1 tRNA gene and 1 rRNA gene are annotated in these 400 nt (G+C 51.2%); both read left to right on the top strand.

From position 1 onward, the window contains the following. Positions 1-129: 129 nt before the first annotated feature. Positions 130-245: ribosomal RNA gene (gene rrf, locus ORL93_RS31040) — 5S ribosomal RNA — on the top strand. 11 nt (positions 246-256) lie between these two features. Beyond that, positions 257-333, top strand: a tRNA-Met gene (locus ORL93_RS31035). Positions 334-400: the final 67 nt, after the last annotated feature.

Below are 400 nucleotides of genomic sequence, written 5' to 3'. Positions count from 1 at the left end.
GATCAGGTTGATAGGTTCGAGGTGGAAGCATGGTGACATGTGGAGCTGACGAATACTAATAGATCGAGGACTTAACCATATAATATGAAGCAAATGTTATCTAGTTTTGAAGGAATATACCTTCATAAGTCTGGTAATGATGGCAGAGAGGTCACACCCGTTCCCATACCGAACACGGAAGTTAAGCTCTCTAGCGCCGATGGTAGTTGGGACCTTGTCCCTGTGAGAGTAGGACGTTGCCAGGCTTTTATATCGTCGCGGGGTGGAGCAGTCCGGTAGCTCGTCGGGCTCATAACCCGAAGGTCGCAGGTTCAAATCCTGTCCCCGCAACCAATGGTCCCGTGGTGTAGTGGTTAACATGCCTGCCTGTCACGCAGGAGATCGCCGGTTCGACCCCGGT

It is taken from the genome of Bacillus sp. DHT2 (assembly GCF_026241455.1).
Classification (GTDB): Bacteria; Bacillota; Bacilli; order Bacillales; family Bacillaceae_G; genus Bacillus_A; species Bacillus_A pseudomycoides.
This window is presented reverse-complemented; position numbering and strand designations above follow the sequence as displayed.